21 protein-coding genes and 1 pseudogene are annotated in these 24,693 nt (G+C 59.8%); 18 read left to right on the forward strand and 4 right to left on the reverse strand.

Features of this window, described 5'->3' with window-relative positions; translation table 11 throughout:
- Nucleotides 1–1,353: 1,353 nt before the first annotated feature.
- The 10 genes from QH276_RS20230 (at nucleotide 1,354) to QH276_RS20275 (ending at nucleotide 10,905) form a co-directional block, all read left to right on the forward strand.
- Nucleotides 1,354–2,190: an MlaE family ABC transporter permease gene (locus tag QH276_RS20230; RefSeq protein WP_036542646.1), complete on the forward strand. Its 837-nt coding sequence runs from the start codon at nucleotides 1,354–1,356 to the stop codon at nucleotides 2,188–2,190.
- Nucleotides 2,191–3,057, forward strand: coding sequence for an MlaE family ABC transporter permease (locus tag QH276_RS20235; RefSeq protein WP_036542649.1), 867 nt, complete (start codon nucleotides 2,191–2,193; stop codon nucleotides 3,055–3,057). It abuts the gene before it with no gap.
- A gap of 30 nt (nucleotides 3,058–3,087) precedes the next feature.
- Entirely contained in the window at nucleotides 3,088–4,113 is a 1,026-nt protein-coding gene (locus QH276_RS20240; RefSeq protein ID WP_280398366.1) for an MlaD family protein, read from the forward strand.
- On the forward strand, nucleotides 4,110–5,129 hold the full coding sequence (locus QH276_RS20245) for an MlaD family protein (protein WP_014349805.1): 1,020 nt from the start codon (nucleotides 4,110–4,112) through the stop codon (nucleotides 5,127–5,129). The genes QH276_RS20240 and QH276_RS20245 overlap by 4 nt, the downstream gene beginning before the upstream one ends.
- A 65-nt stretch (nucleotides 5,130–5,194) precedes the next feature.
- Entirely contained in the window at nucleotides 5,195–6,157 is a 963-nt protein-coding gene (locus QH276_RS20250; protein WP_048833144.1) for an MlaD family protein, read from the forward strand.
- Between the two features lie 2 nt (nucleotides 6,158–6,159).
- A complete protein-coding gene (locus QH276_RS20255) occupies nucleotides 6,160–7,263 on the forward strand; it encodes an MlaD family protein (RefSeq protein ID WP_127516261.1) in 1,104 nt (367 codons plus the stop codon).
- A 77-nt stretch (nucleotides 7,264–7,340) separates the two neighbouring features.
- Nucleotides 7,341–8,345, forward strand: a complete 1,005-nt coding sequence (locus tag QH276_RS20260; protein WP_228792445.1) for an MlaD family protein — start codon at nucleotides 7,341–7,343, stop codon at nucleotides 8,343–8,345.
- Between the two features lie 116 nt (nucleotides 8,346–8,461).
- Entirely contained in the window at nucleotides 8,462–9,298 is an 837-nt protein-coding gene (locus QH276_RS20265) for an MlaD family protein (RefSeq protein ID WP_228792446.1), read from the forward strand.
- 32 nt (nucleotides 9,299–9,330) lie between these two features.
- Nucleotides 9,331–9,966, forward strand: a complete 636-nt coding sequence (locus tag QH276_RS20270) for a hypothetical protein (RefSeq protein WP_178128354.1) — start codon at nucleotides 9,331–9,333, stop codon at nucleotides 9,964–9,966.
- Nucleotides 9,967–10,071: 105 nt separating this feature from the next.
- The gene (locus QH276_RS20275; RefSeq protein ID WP_158682527.1) at nucleotides 10,072–10,905 is read left to right on the forward strand and encodes an alpha/beta fold hydrolase; all 834 of its coding nucleotides are present in this window, start codon (nucleotides 10,072–10,074) and stop codon (nucleotides 10,903–10,905) included.
- Nucleotides 10,906–11,432: 527 nt separating this feature from the next.
- On the opposite strand, the pseudogene QH276_RS20280 reads toward QH276_RS20275, so the two are convergent.
- The 3 genes and pseudogenes from QH276_RS20280 to QH276_RS20290 all read right to left on the reverse strand — a co-directional run.
- Nucleotides 11,433–12,489, reverse strand: a pseudogene (locus QH276_RS20280) (integrase core domain-containing protein); the annotation flags it as partial.
- A 182-nt stretch (nucleotides 12,490–12,671) separates the two neighbouring features.
- Entirely contained in the window at nucleotides 12,672–14,309 is a 1,638-nt protein-coding gene (locus tag QH276_RS20285) for an MFS transporter (RefSeq protein ID WP_054811359.1), read from the reverse strand.
- A gap of 54 nt (nucleotides 14,310–14,363) precedes the next feature.
- Nucleotides 14,364–14,699, reverse strand: a complete 336-nt coding sequence (locus QH276_RS20290) for a DUF4873 domain-containing protein (RefSeq protein WP_014349813.1) — start codon at nucleotides 14,697–14,699, stop codon at nucleotides 14,364–14,366.
- Between the two features lie 256 nt (nucleotides 14,700–14,955).
- Between QH276_RS20290 and QH276_RS20295 the strand changes: the two genes are divergently transcribed.
- The 5 genes from QH276_RS20295 (at nucleotide 14,956) to QH276_RS20315 (ending at nucleotide 20,520) form a co-directional block, all read left to right on the forward strand.
- Entirely contained in the window at nucleotides 14,956–15,942 is a 987-nt protein-coding gene (locus QH276_RS20295) for an AurF N-oxygenase family protein (RefSeq protein ID WP_014349814.1), read from the forward strand.
- A gap of 198 nt (nucleotides 15,943–16,140) precedes the next feature.
- Nucleotides 16,141–17,739, forward strand: coding sequence for a flavin-containing monooxygenase (locus tag QH276_RS20300; protein ID WP_081597586.1), 1,599 nt, complete (start codon nucleotides 16,141–16,143; stop codon nucleotides 17,737–17,739).
- Entirely contained in the window at nucleotides 17,736–18,593 is an 858-nt protein-coding gene (locus QH276_RS20305) for an SDR family NAD(P)-dependent oxidoreductase (RefSeq protein WP_014349816.1), read from the forward strand. Before QH276_RS20300 ends, QH276_RS20305 begins: the two co-directional genes overlap by 4 nt.
- Nucleotides 18,594–18,638: 45 nt before the next feature.
- Nucleotides 18,639–19,670, forward strand: a complete 1,032-nt coding sequence (locus QH276_RS20310) for a ferredoxin--NADP reductase (protein WP_014349817.1) — start codon at nucleotides 18,639–18,641, stop codon at nucleotides 19,668–19,670.
- Nucleotides 19,671–19,776: 106 nt separating this feature from the next.
- The gene (locus QH276_RS20315) at nucleotides 19,777–20,520 is read left to right on the forward strand and encodes a TetR/AcrR family transcriptional regulator (protein ID WP_014349818.1); all 744 of its coding nucleotides are present in this window, start codon (nucleotides 19,777–19,779) and stop codon (nucleotides 20,518–20,520) included.
- Between the two features lie 470 nt (nucleotides 20,521–20,990).
- Here the strand turns inward: QH276_RS20315 and QH276_RS20320 are convergent, their stop codons facing one another.
- Nucleotides 20,991–21,647, reverse strand: a complete 657-nt coding sequence (locus QH276_RS20320; RefSeq protein WP_171048474.1) for a TetR/AcrR family transcriptional regulator — start codon at nucleotides 21,645–21,647, stop codon at nucleotides 20,991–20,993.
- 220 nt (nucleotides 21,648–21,867) lie between these two features.
- On the opposite strand from QH276_RS20320, the gene QH276_RS20325 reads away from it, so the two are divergent.
- From QH276_RS20325 to QH276_RS20335, 3 genes are read left to right on the forward strand one after another with little or no spacing between them, the layout of a single operon-like run.
- Nucleotides 21,868–22,398, forward strand: a complete 531-nt coding sequence (locus QH276_RS20325; protein WP_048833156.1) for a PaaI family thioesterase — start codon at nucleotides 21,868–21,870, stop codon at nucleotides 22,396–22,398.
- 38 nt (nucleotides 22,399–22,436) lie between these two features.
- Nucleotides 22,437–23,615, forward strand: a complete 1,179-nt coding sequence (locus tag QH276_RS20330; RefSeq protein WP_228811410.1) for a cytochrome P450 — start codon at nucleotides 22,437–22,439, stop codon at nucleotides 23,613–23,615.
- Nucleotides 23,609–24,649: a BtrH N-terminal domain-containing protein gene (locus QH276_RS20335; RefSeq protein ID WP_043737843.1), complete on the forward strand. Its 1,041-nt coding sequence runs from the start codon at nucleotides 23,609–23,611 to the stop codon at nucleotides 24,647–24,649. Before QH276_RS20330 ends, QH276_RS20335 begins: the two co-directional genes overlap by 7 nt.
- Nucleotides 24,650–24,693 lie beyond the last annotated feature (44 nt).

Here is a 24,693-nt window from a genome sequence, read left to right on the forward strand (position 1 = left end):
CTGAGGAGCTCGACGTCGTCGAGCCGGGTGAGCGGATCGGCGCCGAAACAGGAATCGCTGGGGATCGCGTCGGTTGTGTGGAACCGCATCGTGGTTGCTGCCTACGCGTTGGCGTAGGCGTCACCGACCGACCCGACCGACCCGATCGACCGTCGGAGATCCGAGACCGCCAGTGCTTCCACGAGTTTTACTGCGGTGTATCGAGACCTCACATCGGAATGATGTATCGCTCCACCGACCGGAAGACCTTCGCGAGCCCGCAGAGCGACCGCGGGCCGGATCGCCTTCTCCGCAAACGTGGCGTCTTCGCTGGTCGAGCATTCCGAGCCGAGGACGCAGCCGGCGTAGGCATCGACGACGAACGCGGTAGACGAACATCGGTGATCAGGCGGATGTAGGTGAATCGGCCATGAGCCGCGTGTTCTGCGCCAGAACCCGAAACTGCCGGTCCGCCAGGTCGGTCGCTCTCGACGCGGCCTGGTTCGGTTTGGTCATGCCGACCTTCTTGCCGCGCACGATCAGCCACTGCTATCGCGGCCGCTAGTCGCACGAAGAAAGATGTTGCCGCTTCGCGGATTCCGATCGTTCCTCGGATTCCCTATTCGTGCGGTGCAGCTGGCAAATCTCCCTCGCTGCCTCCGTCGACACGCCTTCGGCGCCGCCGGTGTCGACCGCGGCGCGGCGCACCCAATTGCGCAGGGCTTACGGGTCGCTCCGAGCCTCGCAGAGACCGCTTTCATTCCGCCGAAATGCGTGGGCACCACACCCGGGCGGTTCATCTGCCGGAGCTGCCTGGTCGCGATCATTCCCGTCGATCAGGGCTTATGGGTGGACTGGCAATGCCGAAGCAGGCAGTGCGAAACGGCGCCACCCAGCGACGGAAGCGGAGCAAAGTGCAGCCGGAGTAGTGACCGAGGGAGTATCTTCGGTGGCCGATGCCTGCCAACCGCCCCTGCACCACAACCGCACTTTCCTCGGCCGTAGATGGGCGAGACTGCTCATGTGGATGGTGTCGTCGCACGTCGCGGTTGCTATCGGCCGACTTTCGCCGGGGCGATATCGCTCGGTTGCCAGAGGGTCGCTCGCGCGTCCCGGGATCGATCGAAATCCTCTATTGACACTGCGTGAGCAGCACCACATACTCATACCCAGAGTATCTGGTACTTGCAGTAGTGCACAAGGAGGTGCCGTGAGCAGGGTGCGCTCGATAATGACCCGACGAGGTACGTCATACCGGCGAAGCCATTCCGATCATTCGGAGAACGAGCTATGCCGGATCGTCGACACTTTCCTAGCGGGCGCGCCAGTTGCGTTGCGGAGCGATACTCTTGGTTAGGACGGGAATCTGTGGTAATGCCTGAACGTAGCGCGCTATCGACGTCGACGAGGTTGCTCAGGGAAAACTTTTCCGAAACCGTAGTGTCGGCGCTCAGAACTTTTGGCCGGTCGACGCAGATGGCTTCTGAGTCGGCTGCGGGAGCAGTAAGCGATATCGTTCGTTTGAGATTCCAGTGGCGAGAGGCACTGAATCAAGCTTGGTATCTGATCACCGTTACTGCGATTCCGGCCATCCTGATGGCCGTGCCTTTCGGTGTCATCGTTTCCGTCCAGGTCGGAAACTTGATTCATCAAATCGGGGCGGACTCCCTGCTCGGTGCCGCTGGTGGATTGGGTGTGATCAAACAGGGCGCCCCCATGGCAACAGGGCTGCTGCTGGGTGCGGCCGGAGCGGCCGCAATCGCGGCGGATCTGGGTGCACGTAACATTCGCGAAGAAATCGATGCCATGCGAACGATGGGCATCAGCCCCTTGCACCGACTCGTTATTCCTCGGATGGTGGCGATGGTTTTCGTCGCGCCGATGCTCAATATCTTGATCATCTTCACGGGCGTGATAGCTGGATATGCGGTCGCAATCGGCCCCCAGGGAGTGACCCCCGGCAGCTACTGGGGAACGTTCGGCTCTTTCACCGTTGTCGCGGACATCGGTGTCTCGATAGCCAAGTCCGTGCTGTTCGGATTCATCGTGGTCGTGATCGCGTGCCAGCGGGGGCTCGAGGCAAAAGGCGGTCCGCGCGGAGTGGCGGATGGCGTGAACGCGGCTGTAGTTCTCTCCGTAGTTTCCATCGCCATCACGAACCTCATAATTACTCAGCTGGTGTCGATGTTCCTTCCGACGAGGCTGGCCTAGATGTCGGAGGTAAAGGTTACTCCACCTCGGCTGGCGAGGCTCAGGAGAAGAATAGCGCCGTTCGGAGCGCGCATCGCGCCCCTGGAGTCGATCGGTTTCGTACTCGCGTTCGTTTGGGAGGCGCTGTCCGCGATCCCGTTCACGATCAGGCGATATCGAGCCGAGACTATGCGCGTGATCACGGATATGACATGGGGCCAAGGGTCCATTATCGTCGGCGGTGGAACTGTGCCGATGCTGGTGGTACTCGGTCTGGTGATCGGAGGCTCGGTCGGTGTAGAGTCCTTCACCACTCTCAACCTGATCAGCATGGGGCCGGTGACCGGCATCGTTTCGGCCTTTGCCAATACACGGGAACTTGCACCGATTGCTGCGGGCGTCGGGTTCGCCGCACAAGCCGGATGCCGTATTACGGCCCAAATCGGCGCTATGCGGATCTCCGAGGAGATCGATGCACTCGAGTCGCTTGGACTGCGATCGATACCGTTCGTTGTGACCACCCGGGTCATCGCCGGGGCCGTGGCAATCATTCCGACATTCTTGATCGCCTTGATCCTGAGTTATGCCGCTTGTCGCGCGGTGATCGTGCAACTTCATGGCCAAGCCGCCGGTGTCTACGATCACTATTTTTATCAATTCATCAGCGGCTGGGATGTGACGGCCTCGGTGATAAAGGTTCTCGTATTCGGGACGGCTGTGATTCTTATCCATAGCTATCATGGGTTCTTCGCCGTTGGTGGGCCAGAAGGCGTCGGAATCGCATCTGGACGTGCTGTCCGAGCAAGCTTCGTGGCAATCATCGGTTTGGATATGGTGTTGACCCTCCTCCTGTGGGGCGTCAACTCCTCCATCGAATTTACGGGGTGAGAAACGATGTCTCGCTATGAAATGCCGGGTGTGTCGACATCGAAGCGGTCATCGGTCATGCTGGGTGTTCTCGCCGTGATCACAGTGATCGTAGTAGCCTTGACCTGGACTGTTGTGATGGCCCTACAGGATGATAATCGAATAGTGGTACTGCTGCGTACCGAGTCCATCGGCGACGGAATCACCGTCGGAACACCCGTTCGATTCGACGGTATCGAGATAGGTGATGTTTCGGCGATCGAATCGGACGATGGGGCGAAACAATTGATTCTCAGACTGGAAAGCGCCGAATCGGCAGGTCTCACGGACGGGCTGTTCGTCGACTACTCGCCATCGAACTTGTTCGGCATCAGTGAAATTGCGCTGAAACCAGGTGATGGTGGGGCTCCATTACGGGATGGCAGTATCGTCGATTTGACGGGGCCGCGAGCCGACCGGCAACGAGACGCAACGATGGGTGTTCTCATCCGCAGCGTAGCTCAAGCAACTGGAGACATTCTCGTCCCGGAATTGACCGAGATCCTGACACGGGGCGCGACAATAGCCCGGCAATTCACACCTCTCATGGAGGCAATCGTTGTATCCAGCCGGAACATTGCTGAAACCCAGACGATGCCGATATCGCAGCTGCTGGACCAATACGGTTCCATGCTAGTCGGGACTGCATCGATGATCGACGGTACGGTCGGCCTCATAAATCGGCTCACCACGATCGAGATCTTGAATACAGATCGTGAGCTGTTCGATTCGACAGTCAATACTGTAGGTCGGGAGTTCTTTCCTGGGCTGGCGGAAACTCTATTCGCGGCTCAGGGTCATCTGTCGGACTATGCGGCTATGCTCGCTCCGGTTCTGTCAACGGCAACTAAAATGGTACCTACCCCCGGCGCCTCGAGCATGCAGCTCACTGAACTCCTATCACGTCTAGACCGATCATTCACGTCGACTCCAGACGGTCCGATTCTGAACATCGAGTTGGTTCTCGATATGGTTCCAGCGTTCACCGCGTTCTTGCCGGGTCTTCCGCCGACATCCAACATCGGAGGTGGCCGATGACAAGACAGCGAAGTTTTCTGGCGACCAGCGCAAAACTTATCGTGTCTGCCGTCGTGATCACTGTGCTGCTCGCGATCATCGTTCAGACGGTGCAACGCCCCGTATCTGGAGACGTGGTAGAATTCTCGGCTGAATTCGTCGACGCGAACGGCCTCAAGGCCGGCGACGATGTCCGTATGGATGGTCTTCGAGTTGGCGAGGTACGATCGATTACCTTGGATGCCAGTGGTCGAGCGGTGGTTGGATTTGCGGTCCAGCGCAATCACCCGATCTACGAGAACACTGTGCTGGCGATTCGCTATCAGAACCTCGTAGGACAGCGATATCTCGATGTTCAACAATCATCGCCGACCACAGCGGAGTTGACGGCCGGACATAAGATCGATATTGCCAACACGATCCCGTCGTTCGACATTACGGATTTATTCAACGGCTTACAACCGGTACTCGCAGAGCTGTCGCCCGAAGCGGTGAACAAGTTCGCAGAGAACATGATCGCTGTCATCGAGGGAGACGGAGCGGGCGTCGGTTCCGTCCTCGACTCTATCGAAGCCTTGTCCAACTATGCGCTGGACAGGCAAGCGGTAGTCACCGTTCTGGTCGGAAATCTCAAAGAGATATCCGACCATATCGGTGGCCGATCCTCGCATCTCGTCCGACTTGTCTCGGAGCTGGCCTCGGTTGTGTCCACGTTGCGTAGCAAGGTGGATGGAATTGTCGAATTCGCCCTCATGGCACCAGACGTGATCGCGCCATTGAACGGCCTTCTCGAGGCCTTCGGCTTGACGGCCGGACCTAACGCCGATGCCGATGCCCTGTTGGGGGCAGTATTTCCGGACCCGGAACAGGCGGTCGAGGTGCTGCGGAAGCTGCCGGCCGTTCTCGAGACACTGAATGCGTGGGTTCCCGCCGATGGACCGGTCATCAATCGTAACTGCTCGAACGGCAACGCCGAAGTTCCGGCGCCGTTACATGTGTTGATCAGTGGGCAAAGGATCTCGATATGCGAGCGGTGATCAGTAAGCTATTCCGTGTTCGCGGGGGTACCGCGTTGCAGACGGTGAGTGCTCCCCTTCGAAGCATGGACCGAGAATTGCGCTGGGCTGCCGTCGGGGCCGCAGTGATGGGAGCGGTCTTGACGGCGAGCGTAGTAGTCTACGTAGTACCTTTCGACGAGTCCACATACTGGGCGGAAATGCCGGAAGTGGGCTCGGTCAAGGTTGGCGATGACGTCCGAATCGCGGGTGTGCCGGTTGGTGCGGTGAAGTCCATCGAGCTGAGCCGAAGGAACGTTCGAATGAGCTTCACCGTCGACAGCGACATCTTCATCGGTGACCAGACGAGTCTCGATATCCGTATGCTGACACTGATCGGCGGCCGCTACCTCGCGGTGACGCCGGCGGGGAATTCTGCGTTACACTCGTCCATTCCCGCCGAGAGGGTCCATCTTCCGTACAGCTTGGGTCGGACTTTTGAGGACGCGATTCGGCCGATCGATGATATCGATGGCGATACGTTGCGGCAGAATTTGACGAACATGAACGCTGCGATTGCCAGTGGACCGTCCGGCATTCGCCGAGCAACAGAGGCATTCGGATCTCTGGTCGACATCCTCGACCGCCAGAACCGTGACATTTCGGACACGCTCGCGATGGCGGACGAGTATCTCGGCGCGATCAACGAGTCGAAGGCGACACTCGGCGGAATGATCGACAGCGTCAATCTGATGGAGACAGTGGGCCTCGACAAAAAGGCCGAGATCTACGAAGCCGTCCGGCTGATGGACGAGCTTCTCGCGCGTATCGCGGGCCTCGAGCCGGCGTATCGATCCAGGTTGCAATCCGTTGCGCGAGCCCTGGCCGACGTCATCCCTGAGCTGGAACGTCTGGGTGAAGAAATGGGACAGGTTGTCACGAATACGCGCGACCTACTGGCGCGGCTCCAGCCGATCGCGTCGTCGAAGGATGGGCTCGTGGTCGACCAATCCGCGACAGTTGTCCAGGTACCGTCGGTGTGTATTCCGGTCCCCGGAAAGGAGTGCTGACGATGAATAAGCTCTTGGCGTCCCGGGGTCTCATGTCCGTTCTCGGTGTCGCGGTCGTATGTGCAATTCTGATCGTCGGATACTTCGTGATCATCGAGCCTCCCAAGAGGATGCGTAGCTATTGCGCGAATATGCCGGATGCAATCGGCTTGTACGCCGGGAACCATGTCACCATGCGAGGGGTCAGAGTCGGCTCGGTGACGCGTATCGAACCTCATGGTGACATGGTCCGTGTCGAATTCGAGGTAGAGGTAAGCCATTCGCCCCGCGGTCAGGTGTCAGCTACCACCGTATCCGACACAATCGTCGCGGACCGATCGCTTGCATTACTCGATGACAGCGAAGCCGAGCATGAATGGGATTCTGGACAGTGCATTACCCGTACACTGACGCCAAAGAGCATGTCGCAGACTATGAATGCGCTGGGCAACCTCGCTGCAGAGATCACCGATGGAAATGATTCGACACAGCGTGAAAGGCTTGCGGATGAGCTCGCGGCCTTAGATGCCGCATTATCCGGAACAGGACCTGAAATGAATGATACGATCCTCAAGTTGGGTCGTGCTCTCAATTCCCCCAATGCTGCTATCGGGCATATCGGTGCGCTTATCGACTCACTGCGATCATTATCGGACAGCATGGCCGGCGGATGGGGCGATATCAAGGCCATGATCACTCGTCTGGCTCCAGGTCTCGAAGTGATCGATCATGGCATCTTTGAGCGCACCGTGTCGATTATCGATTCGTTGCGGATCATTGTGCCATGGTTGAACGAGATTACTTCAATGTTTGGTGACCAAATTCTCGAAGCGTTGAACGCGACAGTCCCATTAGCGCGTCTCGCCCGTGCGAATATCGGCTCGGTACAAGAAATAATCGACCTGACGCCACCGCTGGTGCAGGCTTTTCAGAGGGCGACGGCGCAGGAGGGTGGTTCACCGATCCTGACTTACGCGGCGCCGGTGGCTCAGCTGCCGCCGGCGGACGCAGAGCGGGTATGCGCGGCCATCGAGCGTGTCGTGCCAGGTAGCTGCAAGTCCGCTGAGAACGAGTTGGAGAAGGTTTCGGTTCTTCCGTTGATATTCGGGACGGCAGGTGCGCGGTGATGGTTCTGCGACGAGTCGTATGGGCGCGATCTGCTCGTGAGCGTGGTGGTCGGTTCATCGCTGCGGCCGCGGTGGCAATGGTGTGCATAGTTCCCGGATGTGGATTCGATCCCGCGGAGGTTCCCGTTCCGGGGACCGGAATTTCTGGAGACCGGTACGGTATCCGGATTCTGTTCGCTGACGCCTTGAATCTGCCAGCGCGAGCGAAGGTTACAGTCGATGGTCTGCGAGCAGGGGTCGTGCGCGATGTGTCACTGGTCGACGCGGGCGAGGACCACGACGGGTATGTTGCCGTCGATGTCGACCTGATGGCGTCGGTTCGATTGCCGGTCGGCACCACCGCTGAACTCCGCCAGCCGACGATACTTGGCGATGTCTCCATCGCGCTGATGACTCCGCCGACCGGCACGCAGGATGCCCTTCCCCCGGGCGCCACCATCGGATTGGACAAGACGAAGCCGCTGCTGCAGGTTGAGGACACCATGAACGTACTCGCGACCTTCGTCCAAGGAGGAGGGATTCAACAGGCTCAGGAGATAATGAACCGCGTGAACGGGGTGCTGCCGATCGACACTCGGCAGACTGCTTCGATATCCGAGGTAGTCGGTGCGGATATCATTGACCTGGCCAACCACCTGGATGCCGTCGACGCAATGCTGAACGGTCTGCGCGCGAACACGGACGTGGTGCAGCGTAGAACCCCTGAACTGGAGTATTTGCTGACCGAGTCGGGGGTGAGTCAGGCCGCTGCTTCGATGACTTCCATGATCGGGTTGATCACGTTGTACGACGGATTCAAATTGCTCACAGAATCTCTCCGGTGGGTCGGCCCCCTGGCGCAATCGGGCAATGAGGCCGCACGTGCCTTCGTGCCGCTATTGTTCACTCGCCGCCCGCTTGATCTGAACGCCCCCTCGAATTTGAACAAAGCCGTGGCCATTTTGCGCGAAAAGGTTATTCCATTTGTTGAGCGCGGTCCGAAGGTTGATATTGTAGGCATTGAAGGCGTCGGCCCCATATCGGACGACGATCGGATAGACAGTATTCTTGCGTCGCTGCGGATGATCGGAGTGGTTCGATGAAGTCGAGTTCCGTGCTATCCCTGGTGTCGATCGGAATCGTGCTGGTCTTGGGCACCGCATACCTAGCATTCGGTGTGCTTCGAGTTGATTGGTTTTCTGGCAGGACTGTTGTGACCATGGCTCTGCCGAGGACCGGGAGTTTGCTACCCGGTTCCCCGGTCCTGTTGAGAGGAGTGAAGGTAGGAGAGATCGACTCTATCGACAAGGCCGAGCGTGGTGTCGAATTGGTGCTGGGTCTCGATCCCAAGTACAGGGTTCCTGCGACCGGCAGCGCTACTGTTGAGGACCTTTCGGGGTTGGGGGAGCCCTATATCGAGTTCGTACCGGATACTGATGCCGGGCCCTACCTGGCCGACGGTCAGCGTATCGACGCGGTTGAAGTGGTTCTACCCCGCTCGATACCTGATGTGGCGCATACTGTCACCCATCTGGTCGAGCAACTGAACCCACAGGCGATCAGCAATATCGTCAAGACCTTGGATCAGACGTTGTCGGGAACGGAAGCCGTGATGCCGCGTCTGGCGGCATCGACAACGCTGCTTTCGGAAACGATTCTGAGTAGGTCACCCGAAATCCGTAATATCTTGACGAATTTGCAAACAATGGGTGCTGATATGGAGTGGGCCGAGGAGTCGATGACCGCCGCCGGCCCTCTGTGGGAGGAAGCCGGAGCGTGGGGCGCACTCATCGCGGACTCTCTGGCGCGACTGTCTCGAATCGGCAATATGCCCGGGGACTATATCGAAGGAAACGGACTTATTCCCTTCCTTGATAAAGTGACGTCTTACATCAATGAGATCGGCCCCGATCTTCGTGATCTGGTCCCGGCGGTACAGCCACTGGCGGAAAGCGCGTCGAACTCCATGGCGCAAATCAACATAAGCGACCTGATAGATCGTGCACTCAGTGTCACGGGGGACGGTGCTTTGCGAATGCGGATCGCCGTCAAATAGATGTGAAAGAACGAGAGACACCGGAGCTGATTATGCCCACAGAAGATTCTCATGATACTGACCGCGAAGCTGCGGAAGAAAAGCCGGTTGACGCGGGTGTGCCTCGGACGTCGGTCAAGGGTGGCTCGAGCGCACGCGGGTCGGAGAGGTCGTTCTCGATAAGCCTGCGTTCTCTGGCCTTGGGAACCGCAGTAGCCCTCCTTGTTGTCGCGGTGGCCGTTTCGATTCCGTTGTGGCTCTCGGCTAGGAGCGAGTTGAAAGATCGGGACGCTGTCGTAGCCGCGGAGAAGCGCGCCGAAGAAGTAGCGTCTGAGTATGCAGTCGGAGCCTCGAATATCGACTATCAGAATTTCGACCAGTGGGTTCGTGGTTTGAAGTCCAACGTCTCGCCCGTTCTTGCAAACAAGTTCGATGCCACTGCTCCGCAGCTGAAAGAAATTGTGCTGCCACTGAAGTGGAGTTCTAGTGGAGTTCCCATCGCGGCGACAGTGCGCTCCGAACGATCGGGTGTCTATGTCGTCAATGTGTTCCTGAATGTGACATCGAAGAGTGCGCAGATACCGGAGGGTGCGCAAACGACTGTTACCTATACCGTAACAGTTGACAAGAATCTGGATTGGAAGGTAACAGATGTCGGTGGTGTCGACTCGGCACTCCCGGCCAAATAGTCACCGGGGTTTTTCGACGTTGAGGAGCTTGGAATAATGACTTCGATTTCCAGCGCGGGTGTTCCCTGCCGCCGACTCGCTCTCACACGGGACGACGGTCCGACATTGCAGATCACCGAATGGGGCTCGCAGACCCCGCGAGTGACTATGGTCTTGACCCATGGACTCGCGTTGTCGCACGAGAGTTGGGAGGACGTTGCTCAGCTTGTGATCGCTGCGGACCCGACTATTCGCGTCGTCACCTACGACCATCGGGGACACGGGGATTCGGAGTCGGCTCCGGCCAGCCTCGAGATTCTTGCGGACGATCTTGCGACTATTCTTTCGGAAACTGTGCCTACGGGTCCGGTCGTATTGGGTGGTCATTCGATGGGAGGGATGACTCTCATGGCCTTGGCTGAACGTCACAGTGAGGTGCTCGGACCGAGAATCCTCGGCGTCGCGTTGGTGTCGACAGGGGCGGGCGATATTCTGGGAAATATGCTGCGCAGCAAATTCTGGCGAAGGCTGATAATGCTGGGTCTGGAGGCGCTACCCTATATCAGGATTCCTTCCCGGCCGCTTTTCCTGATGCGGCAGTCGACACGAGGCATCCTATTCGGAGCGCGTCCTCGTCGGCACGATATGAACCGTGCTGTGCTGCAGCTCGCGAAGAGCAATTCTCGCAATGTCGCGGAGCTGACCCGTTCGATACTCTCTCACAAGCGTTACGGCGTGCTGGGCAGATTCAGCTGTCCCGTCGTCGTGCTGGTCGGGTCTCGTGACCGCCTGACCCCCGTTCATCACTCGCGTGCGCTTCGGCATCGTATTCCAGGGAGTCATTTGGTCATCTTCGAAAAGGCTGGGCACTACCTGCCCTACGAACGCAGCGGTGAGGTGGCCGTCCATCTCCTCGGATTGACTCGGGAAGCGCGCATACGCGAAGCAACCGTCGCATAGCGGCATTAACATTCGTCATACGCTGAGGGTAACGATAGGCGAATAGTTCGCTATCAGAGCTTGATATCGGTCCGGGAACCGCGGAACGCCCTTTCTCAACAGCCGGATGATGACTGTCAGGGTAGTGGGTGCAGCCGCAGCGCGCTGGGGCCGATGTCGTATAGTCCAGCGCCGGCTGCCGGTGCCGCTAGTTATGGTCGGCTTTGAAGCCACCGATTTCAATGCGGGTTCCAGCTGGCTGTTTCAGCGGTTGCGGCCCGGCGCGCGGGTTCGCAACCTTGTTGTCGAACGTCTCGGCGAAGCTGTTGTTCAAGGTTGTGCCCGGCGGCAGGTACCGAGCTACAGAACATGCTGGTCACCATCATCGGTCCGCCGCCCCGGTTCTAGGTTGGACAACGGTCGGGAGATGATTTCGGTTGCCCTGCAACCAGTTCTGCGCCGACCGGGTCGGAGTATCCTGAGCGGTGACGGGACCCGGTAGTCGGTCCGCCGCGTGTGAGAACCAGTTGTAGGGGATGCAGGGTTGTAGCGTATCCGGCTGGGGCGTTGCAGCCCAGGCCGGAATCTCTTCGGCGGTGATTGTATTCTTCCTTCCAGTCGCTGATCACGACGCGGGCTTGGGCCAACGACCAGAAGCTGTTGATGTTGGGGCATTCGTCGCGTCGGCGGCGGCTGAACCATTCAATGTAGCCGTTGCGGCAGGGTCGGCTAGTGTGACGAACGCTGAGCAGACCCGTTCCGCCGCCCAGTCGCCTGGCACGCGAAATTGGTCTGTTGCCGCAGCGCAGGGCGGCGGGGTAGTTGCGATCGACAGCGATTCGTTGATGAGTCCGTCGGCGGTGATCGATCGTTCCACCAGCCGGCCCAAGCATTCGCGGGTGTGTTTCATCGACGATGGAGACGATCTGGACTGGGCGTGCGTCGTCGCTGGCATCGAATCGGAAGTCCACTGCCCATACACGGTTGGGTGCCCTTTGCCTCCGTCGTGGTGGTGGTTTCCAGGCGTTTCGGCGCCGCAGCGGCCCTCGTAATCCCTCGTCGCGCCAGAGGCGTTGGATTTTCTTGTGATTGACTGTCCAGCACTCGCTGCGGGCGCCGTGGTAGGCGCGGCGGAATCCTTGCCGTGGATGGGTTTCGTCCAGGCACGCAGCCATTCACGCAAAGCCGCATCGGGATGTGCGTTGGTGTCGGTGGTTCGAACGCGCCGTTGTGTACTTCGATGTTCGCCGGTAACCGGCAGGCGAACCTTTCGCGGACCCCGAGCACCCGCACCAGGTGCGCCACGGCCGCCCGCCGGCGTTCCGGGTCTAGAAGGTTCCCTTGGCGATCTCGTTCAATGCAGCTTTCTCTAGCTTCGCCTCGCCGAGAAGACTTTTCAGAGTGGAGTGTTCGCGTTCGGGGCCCTTCAACCGTTTGCCGTCGCCGGCCTTCAGCCCGCCGAACTGGTTGCGCCACCGTTAGTAGGTGGCCATGGTGATCTGCAGTGACGGCGACTTCCTTATTCTCGCCCAGCAGGTGGACGGCCTTGCTCAGCTTGCGCACGGCCTGTGGAGGTGTGTGCCCTTTTCGTGTCGCCATAGTCATCGAGCGTTCCTGCCCACTACGTGGGCGGCAATGCTCTCACAGCCGCCGGACCAAATGTCATCGGGTCAGGTCAGACGAATTCGCAAAGCGCGCACCACTTGAACCTACCTATCCTCGATGATCAGACACTGCCCATTCGACCTACGGGCCGCTATGCGATGCATGGGGGACAACGCAACTGACTATGGATCGAGTGTTCGCCGCACTGATGCCATCGATCGGTCATTGGCGTGGGCATCCGATCGACTGGTTCGAGCGGCGTGTGTAGGCCAGGGGAGGTGACGTCGGCGGCGCCGTCGGATACCGCTTTCGGCGGCTTTTCGTGGAGGGGAAAGTGGGACGAGGATCAGAACCCCGGCTATGGTGATCGCTGCCAGCGCGAGCGCCGAATGTTCCACCCCACTCCAAAAGGCATCCTTCGCATAGTCGGCGAGAGGCCTTCCTACATTACCGGCACGCTCAGCGACTTCGAGGGCACCGGCCAGGGAACTGCGGACCGGAGCGCGCGCGGGCTCGGGAAGGCGGTCCAGCACCTCGTTGATCCTCGAAGTATAGCTCGCGGACAAAATGCTACCGGAGACGGCAATGCCGATGGCCGCGCCGACTTCGCGAGTCGCGTCGTTGACCGCAGCGGATACCCCGTGCTTCTCCAACGGTGTGTCGAGCATGATCGCGTTGGTCGCGGGGGCGGCCGACAAGCCCAGCCCGGCGCTCATGATCAACAGGGGCCAGAGAACGTCGAAGTACGACGAACCGGTGTCGAGGCGAAGGATGGCGAGTAAGCCGACGGCGATGGTCAGAAGACCGGTCGCTGTCGTCACCCGCAATCCCGCCCATGCAGCGATTGCCGGCGACACGAGTGACATCACGATAAGCGGAACGACCATCGGCGCCAGCGCCAGCGCCGAGCCGAGGGCATCGAACCCGAGGATGAGCTGGAAGTGCTGTACCAGTAGGTACATCACACCGAAAGTCACGAGGAACTGGATGGTTATCGATAGCGCGCCGCTCGAGAAGCCCCGGCGGCGGAACAGGCTCACGTCCAGTAGCGGGTGCTCGGCACGCACCTCGGTGAGGATAAATGCCACGGTGCCGATTACTCCCGCCGCACCTGCGACAAGAACCCGGACATCCGTCCAGCCGCGCGACGGACCCTCGATGACCGCGAACACCGACGTGCCGATGGCGAGCACGACCCAGAACATGCCGAAAAGATCGAACGGCGGGAGTTCGGCGTCCTGTGAATCAGGCACGGTGAAGGCCAGAACCAGCAGTAGTAGTGCGACGACGGTCAGACCGACGAAGATCGAATGCCACGACCACTGGGTAAGAAGCAGACCGGATCCCACCATGCCGATCACGCCACCCGAGCCGGCGATCCCGGCCCAGACTCCGACCGCGTACGACCGCTTCTCCACTGGGAGGTTGCTTGTCAGAAGCGAGAGGGTCGCCGGCATGACGAAAGCTGCTCCTGCGCCCGCCAAGGCCCGGGAGGCAATGAGTGCCGCAGGAGTATCGAGAAATACAGGCACAACTGAAGCGGCCGCGAAGACCGCCAGGCCGACGATTAGAACGCGTCGGCGCCCATACCGATCGCCGATCGCGCCAGCGGGCAAAACCAAGCAGGCGAGGACCAGCGTGTATCCGTCGACGATCCATGTGAGAGCATTTTGATCTGCGCCGATGTCGAGCGCAAGGGCAGGCAGAGCGGTGTACAGCGCTGCCATGGCCGCAACAACCAATGCTACTGCGGCACAGGTTATGGCCAGCGTCCAAGCCGCGGAGTTGCGGTCGCGAAGCCGGTCTCCAAAGCTGATCATGTCGGTATCCTGGTCCCTTCGGGGCGTCGTCGGCATTCGCGTAGGTCCTACGGCTCAGCTTTGCGTAGCTTCTACTTCCTCCAGCGTCGTCGGCACGTGATAGGGCGGTCGTCCTCTGCCCTGAACTCGATAGCGGCCCCAGAAGTCACGATCGCCGATGGTCGCCGGCGCCTCGCCCGTACTGGTCCGGATCAGCACGGAACGTCGGCGTCCCCCTAACAGATTGTCGAGTTCGTCGTTCTGGCGGATGCGCCCGTACCAGCTGAAGCGGCCGTCGATGGGTTGGAAATAGCCGCGCAGTTCGACTTGCACCTCGACGTCGTCGGTTGCGATCACCACTGTGGCCGGCCCGATGTAGTCAGAGGCATCGTGCGGACTCTGAGACTTCACTGTGAACTCCTCCGTTTGGTCGATAGTCGACGCCAGCGATCGGATCGCCCGGCACTGGGGCCAAGTAGCCCGGCGTCGGGATCGGGGCCGGCCCTTGACAAGCCGCGCCGCCGGGGTCAAAGTTACCTCATACCCAAAGTATCCGCTACTGCCCGTATTGCACTCTTGAGCGGATACCGGGTTACTGCCACCGGACGTTGATCCGGACTGGATGTATCGATGCAGAGTCATCGATCGAGTCTCAAAGGAGCGACAGATGACGACCAGTGACGTCAGGGCCGAGACCAACGGGCAGATTGCCGTAACCACCGACGGTATGGCGCGCGTGAGCGGTCGGCGACCCATTGACCTGCAACGATCGGCCGGACGACTGCTCAAGACTTCCGTAGAGAAGTTCTACGACGCCGAAGTCGACATCGACTGGGATAGTCCGTGGTTGCCGGATAAGGCGTGGTTCCCCGAGCATCGCCTGTCCCTCTACGGCACCGGTCTGTGGAACCGGCTTTCCGAGGAACAGAAGATCGACCTGGGCAAACATGAGTTGGTGAGCATCCTCAGCTTCGGGATCTACGCCGAGAATTTGCTGAGTATGGCGTTGCTACGGCTGAACACGACGGGTGATCTCGTCGACAACAAGGCCCTATACGCACTTGCCGAGGTTGGCGACGAGAGCCGCCATTCCACAATGTTCGCGCGTCTGATCGCCAAAACGGGGATCCCGCCCTACAAGCTTCCGCCGGGGTTTCTGTCGCTGGCGAAGATCCTGCATTTCGTCCCGCTCGGGCCCTCGATCCAGGGCGCGACCTTGCTGATCGAGGAGATTCTCGATCGGGCACAGCGTGAAGCGATGAACGACGAACGCCTACAACCGCAGGTCCGGCAGTTGATGAAAATTCACGTGCTCGAGGAGGCCCGCCACATCACGTTCGCGCGCTCCGAGCTTGTCGAGGGTATGCGGTCGCGAGGCCGGATCTCGCGGGCATGGCACCGCGGCGTCCTCGCAGTTGTCGCGAACCTGTCCTACCCGATCTTGATCAATCCCAAGCTGTACCGTGCTGTCGGCGTGCATCCTCTGCGGGGGTTCCTCGCTTGCCAATTCGGCCCGCACTACCGGGAGAACCTGCAGTTCATGTCCGAGCCGATGATCCGATTCTTCGATGAGGCAGGAATGATGGAAGGTCGCTTCACCATGTTCCTTTGGCGCCTGACGAGGAGCCTGCCCGACGATATCGCCCGGCGGTGAACAGACTCGGACCGGCGTGAACAGCACCACGCATATTGCTGAGCGCAAGTCGCGCCGTGATATGTTGCGGCGGGCACTCGTCGAATCCCGCGAACTCCTCGGTCCTGCCGCCGGTCCGACATATCCGCAGTAGCTGAGTAGCTATCGAAAATTTGTGGCCACCTGTACCGCACGTGAGCCAACGTCCAGAGGAAATCGATGAGTAATAACCGTTCTGCCAAATACACGGGAAAGACCAATGGTTCGGGAGGTCGTGCAGCGAGCGAGAGGGTGCACACAACAGAGGTCCTCATCGTCGGGAGCGGATTCTCCGGCATGGGAATGGCGATTCAACTGCTGAAATCGGGAATGAATGACTTCTTGATAATCGAGAAGGATTCCGAAATCGGCGGAACCTGGCGCGACAATACATATCCGGGCTGTGCCTGCGACGTCCCTTCTCACATGTACTCGTACTCTTTCGAGCCCAAGCCGGATTGGAGTCACTTGTGGGCAGGACAGGATGAAATTCAGCAGTATCTCCTGAGTCTCGCACGCAAGTACGATCTCTATAGCCGCACGCATTTCGGGCGGGCCTTGCAATCCGGATACTGGGATCCTGGTGATTCCGCGTGGCATGTTACGACCTCCGACGGCAACGAGTACGTTGCCCGATTCCTGGTTTCAGGCGTAGGCGCACTCCATATACCGAATATCCCCCAGATCAAGGGGCAGAAGAAGTTCGCTGGTGCAGCATTTCACTCGGCGCAGTGGGATCATGACTGCACACTGGATGGCAAGAAGGTCGCTGTTATCGGGACGGGTGCGAGCGCAATCCAATTCGTTCCGGAAATTGCCAAGGTAGCCGATGAACTGCATCTATACCAGCGGACGCCGGCGTGGGTACTGCCCCGTAGGAACGTCAAGGTCCCGAAGGCGATCCAAGCCCTGCTCACGAGGGCGCCGATCCTCGCCAAAGCCCTCCGGACTGCCATCTACTGGTCAGCGGAGTCACTGTCGATAGGACTGAACGGACATATCAATTTCATGCGTCCGCTCGAGAGTGTCGCAAAGTGGAACATAGCGCGGGGAATTGATGATCCCGCGCTGCGCAAGAAGCTCACCCCCACGTATCGCATCGGGTGCAAAAGAATCCTCGGTTCCAGTGACTACTACCCAGCGCTGAATCGGCCCACTACATCCGTCATCACCGACGGGATCGCCGAGATCACCGAGGACGCCATCATATCCCAGTCCGGTGACAAGCGTCCGGTCGACGTGATCATCTATGCCACCGGTTTCCACGTAACCGACGGGTTCGACCACCTCCGGCTCAAGGGTGCGTCCGGTCGTGAACTCTCCTCCGTATGGTCGGACGAAGGGATTCAAACCCATCTCGGCATCACCACCGCAGGTTTCCCGAACTTGTTCTTCCTGCTCGGCCCCAACACCGGGCTCGGTCACAACTCGGTGGTATTCATGATCGAATGCCAGATCAGGTACATCATCGGCGCGATTCGGCTCGCGAAGCAACGTGGCGCAGCTGCGCTCGAGGTGCGTGAACCCGTTCAGCGGGAATTCAACTCGGACATCCAGCGGAAATTGGTGAACGGGGTCTGGAGCAGCGGGGGGTGCACCAGTTGGTACCTCGATGCACAGGGTGTCAATCGGACGGTCTGGCCAGGTTTCACCTGGCAGTATTGGCGGCGTACCCGCAATGTCGCGGACTCTGATTTCGCGTTGGTCGGCGAGTCGACAGGTGATCGAAGCGGCGACCTCCTTCCGAATTCGATCAAGAAGGGTAGCTTGCCGAGATGAGAGAGTTCAGCGACCGAGTCGTCTCGGTAACCGGGGCAGGTTCAGGAATCGGCCGTGCAGTTGCAATTCGACTCGCCGGCGAGGGCGCGCGGCTGGCCATTGCCGACATCGACGGCGAACGGGCCCGCGAAACCGCCTCCATGTGTACCGCGCTGGGTGTCGAATGCCAGCACTATCAGCTCGATGTGGCCGATCGTAGCGCATTCACGGAATATCGTCGTCAGGTCCTCAGCGACTTCGGTTCGGTCAGTATGGTAATCAACAATGCCGGGGTCGCACTCGGCGCCGACATACTGGATATGCAATGGATCGACTTCGAATGGTTGATGTCGATCAATTTCTGGGGAGTCGTGAACGGCACGAAACTATTTCTTCCGGATCTGATCGACTCGGGCGACGGCCATGTTGTCAACGTGTCGAGTGTCTTCGGACTGATGGCCATTCCCAGTCAGAGCGCATATAATGCTTCCAAATTCGCCGTCCGAGGCTTTACCGAGGCGTTGCGCCAGGAGATGCGAATTAACCGGCTACCGGTGGGTGTAACATGCGTGCATCCGGGTGGTGTTCGCACAAATATTGTGCGCGGAGCTCGAGGTGTCGGCGCGATGGGTGATCAGGAGAAGATTGTCGCCGGTTTCGATCGTATTGCGCTCACCACTCCGGAAAGCGCCGCCGAAACGATCCTGAAGGGCGTGCGACGGAACAAACCTCGAGTCCTTATCGGACCCGATGCCCTGGGTTTCGATTTCGTCGCCCGCGCGGTGGGGCCGAGGTATCAGGACCTGAACGCTCCGCTGGCCCGTGTCGGCTATGCGATCGGCCGTCGTTACGGCCTTGTCAAGCGCGACAGTTGAATCTGGGCCACGGGCCGGAATAATAGAGAAGGAATATCCTGGAAGATGAGCATGCCATGTGAACTCACGGTCTCCCGTGTAGTGCAGGAAACAGCGGATGCGGTGTCCATTTGGTTCGAGGTGCCCGAGCAGCAATTGGGCGTATTTGCCTACGACCCCGGGCAGTTTCTTACGTTGCGTATTCCCGGAGCCGGCGACGGGGAATATGTGGCCAGATGCTATTCGCTCTCGAGTTCCCCGCATGCAGACGACTCGCTAGCTGTCACAGTGAAACGCACGGAGGGCGGGTACGGATCTAACTGGCTGTGCGACAACATCAAGGTTGGAGCTGAGGTAACCGTTCTGCCGCCCACCGGGCACTTCACACCGAAAGACCTGGATGCGGACATGGTTCTGTTCGCAGCTGGTAGCGGAATCACCCCGGTGTTATCCATCGTCAAGTCGGCTCTGCTCGAAGGTGGCGGCCATCTCGTTCTCTTCTATGCCAACCAGCATGCCGAGAGCGTCATCTTCGGTGAAGACCTCCGTTACCTCGCCAAGCAGTTTCCCGAGCGACTGACTCTCATCGAGTGGCTGGAGAGCGAGCGTGGGCTACCGGACCGAAGCGCAATCCTTGAAATCTGCCGTGAGTACCGAAATCGGATGTATTTCTTGTGTGGGCCGGCGGCGTTCATGGATTTGGTGGTAGACGCGGCGCGCGAAGCCGGCGTGCAGCACCGGAACCTACACCGAGAAGTATTCCAATCTCTGCACTCCGATCCCTTCGACGTGGAGAACTACGTCAAGGAATCAATGACGAACGAACAAGCCCGTCTAGTAGTATATCTCGATGGTGATCGCGCCGAGCTGGAATGGCCGAAAGATTTGACCCTCGTCGAGGTCTTGTTGAACGAGGGGTACTCGCCTCCGTATTCCTGCCGGGAAGGCGGATGCGGTGCATGTGTGTGCAAGGTTATCGACGGCGATATAGAGATGAGAGTAAACGAGGTACTCGATGATGATGATATCGAGGAAGGTGATCGGCTGGCATGCCAGTCGGTACCCGCCACCAATTCGGTGACTGTGACATTCGACTGACCATGCGTTCGCGCAGGCCCCGTAACGGCGTTCATGCTCGCCCGATCCAGCGCGCAATTGCCGCCCGCGCTATCGGTCACTTGTCCGATAGCGTATACTCGGCCAGATGGCGGGCGCACAAAAGCGGATTCGGGAGGTCGGTAGCTCGGTGGTTCGGCGAATTGACGCACGCTCGAGCCGATGGGAAGAGCACCGGGTCCTGGTTCGAGCAGAACTGGTCGACGCAGCGTACCGTGCCTTCGGCAAGTACGGTCCGGACGCGAGCATGGACGACATCGCTCGGGAGGCGGGTGCGACAAAACCCAAGCTGTATCGCCACTTCAAGGACAAACTGGGCCTTCGTGCAGCTGTTATCGAACGTGCGAAGGAACTCATGTGGTCGAATGTGCTTGCTACCGTTGATTTCGGATCCGATCCGATTCGAAGTGTGATGAATCAGCTCGTCGAGCAATACGCGCAGCTGGTCGACGAGCACAAGAACGTCTTCCAGTTTCTCGTTCGTAGTCATTTTAGCGACAATTCATCGGGATCGGATCCAGCTCTTGAGAACGCACGTGAACTGGCAGGTTTCATTGCGGGTCATTTCGTCACGGTTTTGGACACCGCTGGGGCTGACACGTCGGGCATAGACTTGGTGGTGCAGTCGATCGTAGGGGCGAGCCTCTCCGCGACGGATTGGTGGATAAACTCGCAATCCGATCCGACCTCGGCTATGCCGAGAAAGGCTTTCGTCGAGCATCTCAGCGCAATCATTTGGGGGATTATCGATTCCTCGGCGCGAGCTCGTGGAATCCGGATAGACCCGGATTCGACTTTGCGGATTGAGAATATTGGACTGATCGAGGCTTAGCTGAGCGAATTCGAGCCAAACGCCGGTCGAAGACGACGCGGGATGAGCTTATCTGCCATAGCGCGGTGACACTGCCGGATTGCATCCCCGCGGGGCAAAAGACCCGTGAGCAATGCCGTTTTCGCGCCATCGCCGGTGGGCGGGACGACCGCCGATCGGCCTGGTCCGCATCGATTGCTCGGTGCGTCAGCGTCGTCGGTGCTGCTCTACCCAACGCAGCAGCTGGTTGGGCTTGCCCGGCTTGTGCATGACAGCTCATGTGTCATTTTTCGGGATTGCTTTCGTGCGAACCTGCGGACCCGAATCGATGGATCCGACGCGAACTTGGTTCAGACCGCCCGCAACCGCTGGCGACCACTTCGCGCTCGACGTTCCTCCGGCCGAGTCCGAGCTACGTTTCGAGAACGTCGCCGCCTACTTGTCGTTGAACCAGCTGCTGTGGAATCAGGGGAAACGAGGGTACCGCTGCTTCAATGGCTCGGTACCGCGTTGTGGCATGCAGCTGAGGCATCTGGTCTGAGACCCGCAGAGCCCACCCCGAGATAACGTAGGGCAATCTCGGAGATCCGGCGTGCCGTTTCGGCGCTGTCGCTGGCCGGTAGTACGAGATGGCTGATCGTCAATCGAATGAGCGCATCGACTGCGTCGGCCACGTCATTGGCGTCGATGGTGGGGTAGTGGTGGAGGAACGCGGTGACCAGTCGCTCGGACGCGAGTTGAAGCATGGAGGCAGAGGTTGTCAACAGGGGGAGGACGCCGGTTTCATCGCGCGGGCCGCTACCGGGTGTAGTCAGGACGGCTTTGAGTAAGGGGCTGGTTGCAGCCTCGTCGAGCGTGTAGCGAACTATCGCTCGGATCGATTCAGGCAACGCGCTGCGGTTGGAAGCAAGCAAATCCTCGATCCCGGTCAGGAATTGCTCCGCTTCGTGCAGAACGAGTGCATCTCCAAGCCCTTGCTTGTCGCCGAACTCTCGATACAGCGTGGCGCGTGATACTCCGATCAGACCGGCTACCTCGCCGAATCGTACACGTTCCCAGCCCTTCTCGACCGTCAGGGCGCGGGCGGCGCGGATTGCTGCCTCGCGGAGGTGTCGCCTGAACGACAGCCTCACCGATTCTTCCACCACCCCTCGGATGGTAACAGAACGTGGGTTTTGTTCATGAGTGGACAAACTCCCGGACACTTCGTCATGTCCGCGCGTTGCTTGATCGCGAGCTATGCGCGACAAGCAGCGGAGATCTGATCAATTGTTGACAAAATGGTTCTGATTGTCTCCAATGTAGTTGTATCGCGGTCCTGCTCGAGTCTGATGTTGGGCGCGCGTTAGTCGACAGAGAGGTCTGGCCATGGACAAGGCTTCGGATGCGGTCAGTAGGTTGTCTGACCCAGGCGTGGAGGACTGGGTGCGCTCGTTCCGGCTCCTGGAATCCGGATCGCCAGAGTTGCCGCCGCACCATCCCGACTGTCTTGGTTGTGGGCCGGCCAACCCGCACGGACATTCCCTATCGGTGCGGCGTTGCGAGGGCGGCGTCGTTGCTCACCATCTTTTCGACCAGCGTCATGTCGGAGCGCCGGGGATCGCGCACGGTGGCGCGGTGGCGACCGTCATCGACGACCTGTTCGGCTTCTTGCTGTACACGGTCGGCGAACTCGCCGTGACCCGGAATCTCGACATGGATTATCTCGCCCCGGTACTGCTCGATACCCCCTACACGCTGCACGCCGAGGTACGGTCGCGGCATGGCCGTAAGTTGAATCTCGCGGCCAGGATGGAGGATCTAGAAGGGCGCTCGGTCACTACGGCAACCGCCGTGTTCATCGTGGTCGAGGCCGAACACTTCCTGCAGTCGCGGGCGAAGGCTCGGAGGCAGGCGTGACTGCTGGACCAACTGAGAGGGAACTACTCCTCGACGTCTTGCTGACCGATCACGGCTCAGCCGGCCCCTACGAGGCGTTCCGACGCTTGCGCGAGACTCAGCCCGTGCTTGTCACGCGATCGGGGGCCCTGGTACTGAGTCGCTACGACGACTGCGCAGCTGCGCTCCGTAACCGTAGCCTCGGCAAGGCCGACGAGTCGCTGGGATTCGGCTTGTCGGAGATTCCCGAAGAGTTGCAACGTCAGGCTATGCATCGATTCCGGCGCACCATGCTGTTCCGCAACCCGCCTGACCACCACCGGCTGCGTCGGCTGGTCGCTGACGTTTTCACCCCTCGGCACATCGACGAGTTGCGAGGCCGCGTTGTCACGCAGATCCGTGATCTGATCGATGTCATCGAGGACCAGGGTTCCGCCGATATCATCAGCGATCTCGCCCTCCCGCTGCCCGTGAATGTAATAGGCGATCTTCTTGGAGTGCCAGTGACCGATCGAGCCGTGGCCGCTCCTCTGGTACGCGCCCTGGTCGCCTCGCTCGAGCCCAGCGCGGACGCCGCGGCGCTGACTGCCGCGTGTGAAGCGGAAGACCAACTCGCAACGTACTTCACAGACCTCCTGGCGGCCAAACGCGCCCACCCGGACGACGACCTGCTCAGCCGTCTCGCCGTGGCGCATGGCGACGACGTCTTGGACGACGACGAATGCGTTGGCACCGCGATACTGTTGTTCGCGGCAGGGTTCGAAACCACCACAAACCTCATCGGTAACGGCGTTGCTGCACTGCTCGCCCATCCCAGCCAAATGGACCTATTGCGGGCCAGGCCCGATCTGGCGAGCAACGCCGTCGAAGAATTGTTGCGTTACGACTCGCCGGTCCAGACCAATGGGCGCACGGTGCTCGAGCCAACACGGGTGGCAGGAGTCGACCTGGATCCTGGCCAGGTTGTATTGACCTTGCTCGGGGCGGCCAACCGAGACCCGGACCGATTCTGCGACCCCGATAGCCTCGATATCACCCGAACCGGGACCCCGCCGCTATCGTTCGGTGCCGGCATTCACTTTTGTCTTGGCGCGCCGTTGGCGCGGCTCGAAGGAGCCGTACTGTTCCCACTCCTCACGGCGCGTTTTCCCGGTCTTAGGCTCGTCGAACAACCTCGCTGGCGTACGGGGTTGTCCTTTCGCGGGCTGTCGAGTCTGAAGGTGGTCACCGGATGCTGATCCAGCCTTACCCGCACCTGAAGGGCGGCCATTGTGGTTCGGGTGCGTTGCGCGATCTTATGTCCTGGGCCGGGCTTGGCTGGGACGGCGAGCTGAGCGAAGGACTCGTGTTCACACTCGGCGGCGCACTCGATTTCGCTTACCTGCGCGCCGATGCGATCAATCCTCCGATATACCTGGTGGGGCGTGGTGGGGATTTGGAGGTCGACCTGTTGAGGCGCCTCGGTGCGAAGACCGAACTACGTCAGACCGAGGATCCCGACCTCGGTTGGAAATGGGTGAGGACCGAACTGGACTCCGGACGGCCCGTCATGGTCTGGGCCGACATCGCTGAACTCCCATACCTGCGGGTACGACTGCGCATGAGCCGCCACGACATCGTTATCGTCGGCTATGATGACGAGGCTCGCGACGCGTATATCGTCGACAACGACCGCGATGAGATCCAGACGGTGTCGTATGACGCATTGGCACGGGCACGAGCCTCCACGGGGTTCCCGACACCCACACGCCACGCCACGTACATAGTCGATTGGCCGTCCGACGTGCCTGACCTCCCGTCCATGGCTGCCGCAGCGCTCGAACAATCGGCGGCAACCCTGAAACATGGGGGCCCCAGTTCGATTGCCGCGCCGGCCTCGAACGGTGTCTCCGGCACCGGGCTCGACGGCGTTCGCCGCTTCGCTGAAGACGTCTCCAGTTGGCCCGACATCTTCGGAGACGAAGACCTCGAGGCTGTGCTCAGGTCACTCGCTGCCTTCATCGAAAAAGCGGGTACCGGAGGCGGTCTGTTTCGACGCCTCATCGCTCAAGGGTGCGTCGATCTCGCCGATTACACGCGCAATCCGAAGGTTCACGCGGCCGCACGCGCAGCACGGCTGGCCGCACAGTCTTGGACGAGGCTCGCCCAAATCGCCGTCTCCGATGAAACCCCATCGCGACGCTCGGTTCAGGTAGCCCGGCATGCCGCCGTGCTGCCAGAGTTGGAGGAAACCTTGGCAGATCTTCTCGCCGCCGCCGCCAACTCACTCTGAACCAGCTTGTCTGCAGACAGGTACATCCGCTACGGCTTCGAGAC

Origin of the sequence: Nocardia carnea (assembly GCF_029869215.1) — a bacterium.
GTDB lineage: Bacteria > Actinomycetota > Actinomycetes > Mycobacteriales > Mycobacteriaceae > Nocardia > Nocardia carnea_B.

Bases quoted from the DNA above. Each gene is read 5' to 3' on its own strand.
- QH276_RS20230 (WP_036542646.1), top strand. From the start codon at position 1,354: ATGCCTGAACGTAGCGCGCTATCGACGTCGACGAGGTTGCTCAGGGAA.
- QH276_RS20235 (WP_036542649.1), top strand. From the start codon at position 2,191: ATGTCGGAGGTAAAGGTTACTCCACCTCGGCTGGCGAGGCTCAGGAGA.
- QH276_RS20245 (WP_014349805.1), top strand. From the start codon at position 4,110: ATGACAAGACAGCGAAGTTTTCTGGCGACCAGCGCAAAACTTATCGTG.
- QH276_RS20250 (WP_048833144.1), top strand. From the start codon at position 5,195: ATGGACCGAGAATTGCGCTGGGCTGCCGTCGGGGCCGCAGTGATGGGA.
- QH276_RS20255 (WP_127516261.1), top strand. From the start codon at position 6,160: ATGAATAAGCTCTTGGCGTCCCGGGGTCTCATGTCCGTTCTCGGTGTC.
- QH276_RS20260 (WP_228792445.1), top strand. From the start codon at position 7,341: ATGGTGTGCATAGTTCCCGGATGTGGATTCGATCCCGCGGAGGTTCCC.
- QH276_RS20265 (WP_228792446.1), top strand. From the start codon at position 8,462: ATGGCTCTGCCGAGGACCGGGAGTTTGCTACCCGGTTCCCCGGTCCTG.
- QH276_RS20270 (WP_178128354.1), top strand. From the start codon at position 9,331: ATGCCCACAGAAGATTCTCATGATACTGACCGCGAAGCTGCGGAAGAA.
- QH276_RS20285 (WP_054811359.1), bottom strand. From the start codon at position 14,309: ATGATCAGCTTTGGAGACCGGCTTCGCGACCGCAACTCCGCGGCTTGG.
- QH276_RS20295 (WP_014349814.1), top strand. From the start codon at position 14,956: ATGACGACCAGTGACGTCAGGGCCGAGACCAACGGGCAGATTGCCGTA.
- QH276_RS20300 (WP_081597586.1), top strand. From the start codon at position 16,141: ATGAGTAATAACCGTTCTGCCAAATACACGGGAAAGACCAATGGTTCG.
- QH276_RS20305 (WP_014349816.1), top strand. From the start codon at position 17,736: ATGAGAGAGTTCAGCGACCGAGTCGTCTCGGTAACCGGGGCAGGTTCA.
- QH276_RS20310 (WP_014349817.1), top strand. From the start codon at position 18,639: ATGAGCATGCCATGTGAACTCACGGTCTCCCGTGTAGTGCAGGAAACA.
- QH276_RS20315 (WP_014349818.1), top strand. From the start codon at position 19,777: ATGGCGGGCGCACAAAAGCGGATTCGGGAGGTCGGTAGCTCGGTGGTT.
- QH276_RS20325 (WP_048833156.1), top strand. From the start codon at position 21,868: ATGGACAAGGCTTCGGATGCGGTCAGTAGGTTGTCTGACCCAGGCGTG.
- QH276_RS20335 (WP_043737843.1), top strand. From the start codon at position 23,609: ATGCTGATCCAGCCTTACCCGCACCTGAAGGGCGGCCATTGTGGTTCG.